At 66.8% G+C, this 9,532-nt stretch carries 7 protein-coding genes; 2 read left to right on the top strand and 5 right to left on the bottom strand.

Features of this window, described 5'->3' with window-relative positions; translation table 11 throughout:
- Positions 1-93: 93 nt before the first annotated feature.
- The gene (gene serA, locus Q0A34_RS01240; protein WP_291477689.1) at positions 94-1,689 is read right to left on the bottom strand and encodes a phosphoglycerate dehydrogenase; all 1,596 of its coding nucleotides are present in this window, start codon (positions 1,687-1,689) and stop codon (positions 94-96) included.
- A gap of 277 nt (positions 1,690-1,966) precedes the next feature.
- Between serA and Q0A34_RS01235 the strand changes: the two genes are divergently transcribed.
- Positions 1,967-3,331: a citrate:proton symporter gene (locus tag Q0A34_RS01235; protein WP_291477691.1), complete on the top strand. Its 1,365-nt coding sequence runs from the start codon at positions 1,967-1,969 to the stop codon at positions 3,329-3,331.
- Between the two features lie 15 nt (positions 3,332-3,346).
- On the opposite strand, the gene Q0A34_RS01230 is transcribed toward Q0A34_RS01235, so the two are convergent.
- The 4 genes from Q0A34_RS01230 to Q0A34_RS01215 form a co-directional block, all read right to left on the bottom strand.
- On the bottom strand, positions 3,347-4,285 hold the full coding sequence (locus Q0A34_RS01230; protein WP_291477687.1) for a cation diffusion facilitator family transporter: 939 nt from the start codon (positions 4,283-4,285) through the stop codon (positions 3,347-3,349).
- A 301-nt stretch (positions 4,286-4,586) separates the two neighbouring features.
- Complete coding sequence (gene ilvC / locus Q0A34_RS01225; RefSeq protein WP_291477685.1) at positions 4,587-5,600, bottom strand: ketol-acid reductoisomerase; 1,014 nt, start codon at positions 5,598-5,600, stop codon at positions 4,587-4,589.
- Positions 5,601-5,737: 137 nt separating this feature from the next.
- The gene (gene ilvN, locus Q0A34_RS01220) at positions 5,738-6,244 is read right to left on the bottom strand and encodes an acetolactate synthase small subunit (protein WP_038547880.1); all 507 of its coding nucleotides are present in this window, start codon (positions 6,242-6,244) and stop codon (positions 5,738-5,740) included.
- Complete coding sequence (locus tag Q0A34_RS01215) at positions 6,244-8,103, bottom strand: acetolactate synthase large subunit (protein ID WP_291477680.1); 1,860 nt, start codon at positions 8,101-8,103, stop codon at positions 6,244-6,246. Before Q0A34_RS01215 ends, ilvN begins: the two co-directional genes overlap by 1 nt.
- A gap of 357 nt (positions 8,104-8,460) precedes the next feature.
- On the opposite strand from Q0A34_RS01215, the gene Q0A34_RS01210 reads away from it, so the two are divergent.
- Positions 8,461-9,532 (top strand): mechanosensitive ion channel family protein (locus Q0A34_RS01210; RefSeq protein WP_291477678.1); only part of this gene is annotated, 1,072 nt, incomplete at its 3' end.

Raw genomic sequence — 9,532 nt, 5'->3', positions numbered from 1 at the left:
GTACCCGGTCTCCCCCGCCCACATGCGTGATCCCCCGTATCCGGCGTGCGCCGGGTACGGGGGATCAAGGCACAGACCCCTAGTTACGGACCCCTAGTTGAGGTCGAGCAGCACGGCGCGCGAGGCCGACAACGAGTCGGCGATCTGCTCCTGCAGCTCCTGCGGGATGTCCTTCTCCACCCGCAGCACGAGGGTGGCCGAGCCCCGGTCCGCGTCCTGGGTCAGCGCAGCGGCGTCGATGTTGATGCCCGCACGTCCCAGGAACGTGCCGACCGTGCCCAGTGCCCCCGGCTGGTCGGTGTAGTTCAGGAACAGGTTGAGTCCCTCCGCACGCAGGTCCAGGCCACGTCCGTTGATCCGGACGATCTTGTCGACCCGGTCCAGTCCGGTCAGCGCGCCGATGACGGAGACGGCGGTGCCGTCACCGGTGACGACGGTAACCTCGAGCACGGAACGGTGGGTCACGGACTCGTCGGCGGTGGTGACCGAGAGGTTCACGCCGCGCTCCGCCGCGATCTGCGGGGTGTTGACGAAGGTGACCTGCTCGTCGACCACACCGGCGAAGACACCGCGCAGGGCGGAGAGCCCCAGGGCGTCGACGTTCTCCGAGGAGAGCTCACCGCGCGCCTCGACGTTCACCGAGGTGACCGCGTCATCCAGCAGACCGGAGGCGACCTTGCCCAGCTTGGTGGCCAGGCCGAGCCAGAGAGCGACCTCCTCGCTGACCCTGCCGCCGGTGACGTTGACCGCGTCCGGCACGAAGTCGCCGGCCAGGGCCTTGAGCACCGATGCAGCGACATCGGTGCCGGCACGGTCCTGCGCCTCGACGGTGGACGCGCCGAGGTGCGGGGTCACGACGACCTCGTCGAGCTCGAACAGCGGGGAGTCCGTGCAGGGCTCGGAGGCGTAGACGTCGAAGCCGGCGCCACGGACCGGGCCGTTCTTGATGGCGTCCGCCAGTGCCTGCTCGTCGACCAGACCGCCACGGGCGGCGTTGATGATGATCTGCCCCTCCTTCGCCTTGGCCAGGAGCTCGGCGTTGAACATGCCCGCGGTCTCCTTGGTCTTCGGCAGGTGGATGGTCACGAAGTCGGAGCGGCCGACCAGCTCGTCGAGCTCCACCAGCTCCACACCCAGCTGAGCTGCACGGCCCGGGTTGGCGTAGGGGTCGTAGGCGATGATCTCGGTCTCGAAGGCTGCGAGACGCTGCGCGAAGAGCTGCCCGATGTGGCCGAACCCGACGATGCCCACGGTCTTGCCGAAGATCTCGACGCCCTGGAAGGAGGAGCGCTTCCACTCGTGGTCACGCAGCGTCCGGTCGGCGGCGGGGATCTGGCGGGCCGTCGACAGCAGCAGCGAGATCGCGTGCTCGCAGGCGGAGTGGATGTTGGACGTCGGGGCGTTGGCCACCATCACGCCCTTGGCGGTGGCGGCGTCGATGTCGACGTTGTCCAGCCCCACACCGGCACGGCCCACGATCTGCAGATTCTGGGCGGCGTCGAGCACCTCCGCGTCGACGGTGGTGGCGGAGCGGACCAGGAGCGCGTCAACATCCTTGACGGCCTCCAGCAGTTCAGGGCGGTTCGGACCGTCGACCCAACGGACCTCGACGGAGTCCCCCAGCGCGTCCACGGTGGACTGGGCGAGCTTGTCGGCGATGAGAACGACGGGACGGGAATTCTGGCTCACGGATACTCCTGACAGATGTGCATGTCCCGGCCTCTCCGGCACGACCGCGTCGGAGAGGTCAGGGCCCACGTCTGACTCCCCACACCGGATCAGCCCAGGGGTGACGTGCGACATGGACAGCTTAGTACGTCTTTGGTCCCGACGTTCACCAACCCCCGACATCGTGACGACGACCGCCCTCAGCAGGCGTTGTGACAGGCACCATGCATCGCTGCAATACTGTGTTGTATCACCTACATTTCTTGAGGAGACCCACATGGACTCATTCACTGAGACGATGCAGTCCCCCGGCGGGCTAACAGCCATAGGCCTGGGGATCATCATCGTCACCGTCGGCATCCTGCTGCGCGGCAGGAGCAACCCGACCGTCGTGATGACGCTGGTCCCCGTCATCGGTGCCCTCATCGCCGGCTACGGCATCCAGAGCATCGGCGAATTCTACGAGGCCGGCCTGGCGTCGGTGATGAACGTCGTGGTGATGTTCATCTTCGCCATCATCTACTTCGGCATCCTCAGTGACACCGGCCTGTTCACCCCGCTTGTGAAGGGCCTGATCATCGCCACCCGTGGAAAAGTCGTGCTGGTCACACTCGGCACCGCCGCCATCGGCATGGTCGTGCACCTCGACGGCGCCGGCGCCACGACGTTCCTGATCACCATCCCCGCCCTGCTGCCGCTGTACAAGGCGATGCACATGTCGCGCTACGTACTGCTGGCCATCGTCGCCACCGCAGCCTCGGTGATGAACATGGTTCCGTGGGCCGGCCCGATCGGTCGTGCGTCATCCGTGGTCGACCAGACCCCGGTCGAGCTCTGGCGACACATCCTGCCGCTCCAGGGCATCGCGCTCGTACTGGTCTTCGTCATCGCCGGCCTCCTGGGACTCAAGGAGGCCCGCCGCATCGAGAAGCTCCGGAAGAGCCCCGACTTCGTGGGTACCGGTGACGTGAACGTCCACACCCTCGCCGCCGACTTCGAGGCCCGAGAGAAGGAGAAGCAGGAGGAGATCGGCGCGAAGATGCGCACCGGACGCTGGGTCACGGTGTTCAGCATCGTCCTGTCTGTCTGCATGCTGGTCCTGCTCATGTCCGGATGGATCGAGCCCGGCCCGGTCTTCCTCGTCGGTACCGCGATCGCCCTGGTCGTGAACTTCCCACTCTCCGGCGAACAGGCCGAGACCCTGAAGCGTCACGCGCCCAACGCCCTGTCCATGGCCGGGGTCATCCTCGCCGCCGCCATGTTCCTCGGTGTGCTGAACAAGTCCGGCATGCTCGAGGAGATCGCTCTCAGCCTGCTCAGCGTGCTGCCCGACTCCGTCGGCGCACAGCTGCACGTGATCGTCGGCCTCCTTGGCGTCCCGCTGGATCTGCTGACCTCGACCGACGCCTACTACTTCTCGGTGCTCCCGGTGGTGCAGGAGACGGTGGCGTCCTTCGGGGTCTCCGGCAGCGGTGCGGCCGCCGCACTGATCATCGGCAACATCATCGGCACCTTCGTGAGCCCCTTCTCCCCCGCCCTGTGGCTGGCCATCGGCCTGTCCGGCGGCACGATCGGCAAGCACATCAAGCTGACCTTCCCGATCGCCTGGGCCTTCGGCATCGTGATGGTGCTCATCGCGGTGGCCCTGGGACTGACCGCCTGACCGTCTGACCGCCGGTCACGGACGGCAGACGTCCCCGCACCCGGTCTCGCACACACGCCCGGCGCTCTCCCGGGCCGGTGCCGCCTCAGTCTGGACAGTCACGTGACCGATCCCCCGGTCCTCGAACACCTTCCGGACGTCACTGCGGACCTCCTGTTCGTCGCCGGTGGTGACCACGTGGACCGTCGCCATGGACGACTCTCCGTCCACCGACCAGATGTGCAGGTCGTGGGAGCCGTAGACCCCGTCTGTCGCGCTCACCGCCTCCTGCACCTCGACCGGGTCCACGCCCCGCGGCACCTGCTCCATGAGCACAGTGCCGGCCTCCTTCATCAGGGACCAGGCCCGGGGGAGGATCATCGCGGCGATGATCAGGGACGCCACGGCGTCCACCCAGAACCACCCGGTCACAGCCATGACCAACGCGGCGATGATCACCGCCACCGACCCCAACAGGTCCACCAGGACGTGCAGGTAGGCCCCCCTCATGTTGAGGGACTCCCCCGAGTTGCGGTGCAGGATGACCGCGGAGACCACATTGGCCAGCAGGCCGACCACCGCGACGGCGAGCATCAGCCCCGTCTGGATCTCCTCGGGCCCCTCCCCCATCCGGCGGAAGGCTGCGACCGCGATCCACACCCCGATGACGGCGACCGCCCCTGCGTTGACGGCCGCGGCGAGCACCTCGGCCCGCCGGAAGCCGTAGGTGGCGCGCGCGGTCGCCGGACGGGAACCGACCATCATCGCCAGGGCCGCGACGATGAGACCGCCGGCGTCGGACAGCATGTGCCCGGCGTCGGCGAGCAGTGCCAGCGAACCCGAGAGGACACCGCCGACGACCTGCGCGACGAAGATCGTCGACGTCATCGCGATGACGACCCACAATGCCTTTCCCCGGACCCGCGTGGCGTGGCTGTGACCCGCCTCCGGGCCGTGGTCGTGATCGTGGGCCATCAGGTTCCTCCATTTTCATTAACGGTTGAACACCACTCTATTGCCCATAATGTCGCAGGTCAAGAGCGATATATGGGTACCATTATCGTTACCATTAAGGCCGCGGCGCCTCAGGTGTCAAGATCGGTCACCCCGCCCCACCCGGTCACGTCAGGATCCGGCACCCGGCTCACACAGCCCGTGACCCTCCGCAGTGACGAACGAAGACCCCACGGAACGGATGTTCCGTGGGGTCTTCGGGTTAGGCGCGGGATCAGCGCACCTGAGGTCGCTCCCGGGGCCCGGTGACCGGCAGGTCAGGCTACGCGGTGGCGTCGAGCGGGTTCTTGACCCAGCTCATCAGGTCGCGCAGCTTGGTGCCGGTGGTCTCGATCGGGTGCTTGGCGTAGTCGGCGCGCAGACCCTCGAGCTCCTTGTTGCCGCCCTCGACGTTGGCGATCAGTCGCTTCGTGAAGGTGCCGTCCTGGATGTCGGACAGGATGCCCTTCATCCGCTCCTTGGTGCCGGCGTCGATGACACGCGGACCGGAGAGGTAGCCACCGAACTCCGCGGTGTCGGAGACCGAGTAGTTCATGTTGGCGATGCCGCCCTCGAACATCAGGTCCACGATCAGCTTGAGCTCGTGCAGGCACTCGAAGTATGCCATCTCCGGCTCGTAACCGGCCTCGGTGAGAACCTCGAACCCGGTCTTGACCAGTTCCTCGGTGCCACCGCACAGGACGGCCTGCTCGCCGAAGAGGTCGGTGACGGTCTCCGCCTCGAAGGTGGTGGGGATGACGCCGGCGCGGGCACCGCCGATGGCTGCCGCGTAGGACAGGGCCAGGTCGCGGCCTTCGCCCTTCGGGTCCTGCTCGACGGCGATGAGGCAGGGCACGCCCTTGCCGTCCACGAACTGGCGGCGCACCAGGTGGCCCGGGCCCTTCGGGGCGGCCATCGCGACGGTGATGTTGTCGGCCGGCTTGATCAGGCCGAAGTGGATGTTGAGGCCGTGGCCGAAGAAGACGGCGTTGCCGTCCTGCAGGTTCGGCGCGATGTCCTCGGTGTAGACGCTGGCCTGGGTGGTGTCAGGCACGAGCACCATGACGACGTCGGCCCAGGCGGCGGCGTCGGCGTTGGAGAGGACCTTGAAGCCGGCCTCCTCAGCCTTCGCGGCGGACTTGGAGCCCTCGCGCAGGCCAATGACGACCTCGACACCCGAGTCGCGAAGGTTCTGGGCGTGGGCGTGCCCCTGCGAACCGTAGCCGAGCACGGCAACCTTGCGGCCCTGGATGATCGACAGGTCGGCGTCGTCGTCGTAGAAAACGTCAATTGCCATGAGGTACAGCCTTTCGTGGGAAAACGGGGATGAATCGGTTCATGAACCGGATACAACGTGCAGTGCCTGCCATCGTATCAGCAACGAGTATCAGAGGGTGAGACAGGGTATCCCACCCCGTGAATGACCGCAGGCATTCAGAGTTTCGCGGGGTACATCGCCTTCTGCCCGCGGCTCACCGCGGTCACGCTGGACTCCACGAGCTCGCGGATGCCGAAGGGCTCCAGGACCTCCAGCAGCGCCTTGAGCTTCGTCGGGGTACCCGTCGCCTCGATAACGACGGACTCCGGTCCGACGTCGACGACGTGGGCGCGGAAGAGCTTCGCCGACTCGACGACCTGGGTGCGGTTGGAGTTGTCCGCGGACACCTTCACCAGCATCAGACCACGGCAGACGATCGAGTCCGGGTCGTGGCGGCTGACCTTGATCACCGGGATCAGCTTGTTGAGCTGCTTGGTGATCTGCTCGATCACGTGGTCCTCCCCCTCCACCTGGATGGTGAAACGGTTGACCCCGGCGACCTCGGTCTGACCCGAGGCGATCGAGATGATGCTGAAGGCGCGGCGGGTGAACATCCCGGTGATACGGGACGCGATGCCGTCGACATCCTCACACAGGACACTGAGAGTGTGGACCTGAGACATTACTTCTCCTCGCCTTCCTTGATCAGCGTGTGGATCTCATCGGGGTCCTCCGCCGCGGAGTTCTCCTCGTCGAACAGCGGGCGCAGGTCGCGGACGTACTGGACCTCGTCGTTGGAGGCGCCGGCGGAGATCATCGGCCACACCTGGGCGTCCTCGCCGACGATGAAGTCGATGACGACCGGGCGGTCATTGATCTCGCGGGCCTTGGCGATCGTCGCCTCCACGTCGTCCTTCTCGGTGACGCGGAAGGCCGCGCAGCCCATCGACTCCGCGAGCCCCACGAAGTCCGGGAGGTAGTTCTCACCCGGCTTGAGGTTCGTGTGCGCGTAGTGCCCGTCGTAGAACAGGGTCTGCCACTGGCGCACCATACCCAGGTTGCCGTTGTTGATCAGGGCGATCTTGATCGGCAGTCCCTCGACAGCACAGGTGACCAGCTCCTGGTTGGTCATCTGGAAGCACCCGTCGCCGTCGACCGCCCACACCTCAGTGTCCGGTGCGGCGGCCTTGGCGCCCATCGCCGCCGGGACCGCGTAGCCCATGGTCCCCAGACCACCGGAGTTCAGCCAGGTGCGGGGGTTCTCGAACTTCAGGAACTGCGCGGCCCACATCTGGTGCTGGCCGACACCGGCGACGTAGACGGATTCCGGGCCAGCGGCCTCGGTGAGCTTCTCCAGGACGAACTGCGGGGCGAGCTTGCCGTCCTCCGGCTCGTCGTATCCGGGCGGGAAGTCCTCCTTCAGGCCGTCGAGGTAGGTCGTCCACCGGGAGATGTCCTGCTCCCTGGGACGGTCCTCCATCGCCCGGCGCAGTGCGACGAGGACCTCGCGGGCGTCGCCCACGATCGGGACGTTGACCTCGCGGATCTTGCCGATCTCCGCGGGGTCGATGTCCGCGTGGATCACCTTGGCACCCGGGGCGAAGGAGTCGACGTCGCCGGTGACCCGGTCGTCGAATCGAGCGCCCAGGGCGATGATCAGGTCGGACTTCTGCATGGCGGCCACAGCCGGCACCGTGCCGTGCATCCCGGGCATGCCGAGGTACTGCGGGTGCGACTCAGGGAAGACACCCAGGGCCATCAGCGTCGTCGTGACCGGCACACCGGTGGTCTCGGCGAAGGCCAGGAGCTCCTTGCTGGCGTTGGCCTTCAGTACACCGCCGCCGGCGTAGATGACCGGGTTCTTCGCCTGGGAGATCAGGCGAGCGGCCTCCTCGATCTGACGGGAGTGCGGGGTCGTCACCGGACGGTAGCCGGGAAGGCGGTAGGTCGGCGGCCAGACGAAGTCCATCTCCGCGTTCTGCACGTCCTTGGGGACGTCGACCAGGACGGCACCGGGACGCCCGGTGCTGGCGACGTGGAACGCCTCGGCGATCGCGGCCGGGATGTCCTCCGGACGGGTCACCATGAAGCTGTGCTTGGTGATCGGCATGGTGATGCCGCGGATGTCCGCCTCCTGGAACCCGTCGGTGCCCAGCAGGTGACTGGCGACCTGGCCGGTGATCGCCACGACGGGGACCGAGTCCATGTTGGCGTCCGCCAGGGGGGTGACCAGGTTGGTGGCCCCCGGGCCGGAGGTGGCGATGCAGACACCGACCTCGCCGGAGACCTGGGCGTAGCCGGTGGCGGCGTGACCGGCACCCTGTTCATGGCGCACCAGGATGTGGTTGAGCTTCTCGGAACCGTAGAGAGCCTCGTAGAGCGGGAGGACCGCACCACCGGGGAGGCCGAAGACGACATCGGTACCCAGTTCCTCGAGGGAACGGACTACCGCCTGGGCGCCGTTGATGCGTTCAGGCTTACGGCTGCGTCCTGTGGCAGCGACTGTCGCAGGACTGGGGTGTGGGCGTGAGGTGTCATTCACCGTCCGTGCACTCCTTTGGGTGGTCATGAGTTGTGGATGTCCGACATTCGAGGTCTCGCGAGGTGCGTATCCGCCGTAGAACCGACTGTGCCCCCGCTACCCGGGGTACGGGGCGGGGGCGCCAGATTGTTCCGCGAAGTGACCGCAGGGGCTCTAGCGCCCGGCGGATACAAGAATCAGGAACGTCGTCATAGCTGTCGACCATAGTGGACCCGGGGACCCCGGTCAATGGAAAATGAGAAAATATCCCACCCGCTGATACCCCCAATCTCACTGCGTGAGCCGACCGGGTGTTCACTCCCCTGCCCCACCAGGCCTTCCAGCGAACCCCAAGAAACACCGGCTACCGTGTGTCCCATGTTCGACGTCAGATACCTCTTGTTCTCCCTCTGGGACTGGATCATCCAGCACGGCCTCCCGCTCTCGGCACTGCTGATCATCGCGATCCTGATCCCCCGGGTCGGTCGCCAGGTCGTCCGTGTGCTCACCAACCGTCTCGAACAGGGACAAGAAGAGACCAAGGCCAAACTCGCCCTGGTCGGCGCACTGGTCTACATGCTGGAGATCGTCGCCTACTTCATCCTGGTCCTGGTCGCCCTGACGAATCTCGGCGTCCCGGCGATGGGAGCGGCCATACCCGCCACCGTCGTCTCCGCCGCGATCGGTTTCGGCTCACAGAACATCATCGGCGACTTCCTGACCGGGTTCTTCATCATCTCCGAACGTCACTACGGCGTCGGGGACGTCGTCACCTTCGACGACACCTCCGGACAGATCACCGGCACCGTGGTGAAGCTGACCCTGCGCTCCACCCAGATCCGCACCGTCGCGGGCGAACTCGTCACGGTGCCGAACAGCAAGGCCAGTGTGACGATCAACTACTCCCAGAAGTGGTCGCGGGCCGTGGTGGACCTGGACGTTCCGATGGTCAACGGCGAGTCCATGGCGGACCTGCTGACCAAGGTCGAGGACGCCTCGTCCACCGCCGTGGAGTCCGCCGGGGTGGACGCCAGCATCCTCGGCGACATCGAGGTACAGCCCGCCCGCAACATCACCCCGCCCGCCGCAGCCGGACAGCCCTGGTCGGTCGGCATGCGTGTGAGCGTCGACACCGGCCCCGCCGACCAGTGGCTCGTGGAGCGGGCGATCCGCGCCAACCTGGTGAACACCTTCTGGGACCGCTACCAGTCACCCGGTGAGGCCATCGCCGCCCGCACCGAGCTCAACGGCCTCCTCGACGCCCCCACCGCCGCCGGCCGGCACGCCGACACCACCTCCGGCCTGACCCCCCGGTCCGGCGACAACGCCGGCGCCGGGGGCCAGGGGAACTCCGGGACCTCCTCCGGGACCTCCGACGACACCGAGAGGGTCATCGCCGCAGCGACCGCCGGCAGCGACCACATGTCCGTCGACGATGACGGTGACGGAG

It is taken from the genome of Corynebacterium sp. (genome assembly GCF_022712195.1).
Taxonomy (GTDB): Bacteria; Actinomycetota; Actinomycetes; order Mycobacteriales; family Mycobacteriaceae; genus Corynebacterium.
The sequence above is the reverse complement of the archived record's forward strand: the minus strand, read 5'-3'. Positions and strand labels throughout refer to the sequence as shown.

Coding starts and splice junctions, on each gene's coding strand:
- Q0A34_RS01235 (WP_291477691.1), top strand. CDS start 1,967: ATGCAGTCCCCCGGCGGGCTAACAGCCATAGGCCTGGGGATCATCATC.
- Q0A34_RS01230 (WP_291477687.1), bottom strand. CDS start 4,285: ATGGCCCACGATCACGACCACGGCCCGGAGGCGGGTCACAGCCACGCC.
- ilvC (WP_291477685.1), bottom strand. CDS start 5,600: ATGGCAATTGACGTTTTCTACGACGACGACGCCGACCTGTCGATCATC.
- ilvN (WP_038547880.1), bottom strand. CDS start 6,244: ATGTCTCAGGTCCACACTCTCAGTGTCCTGTGTGAGGATGTCGACGGC.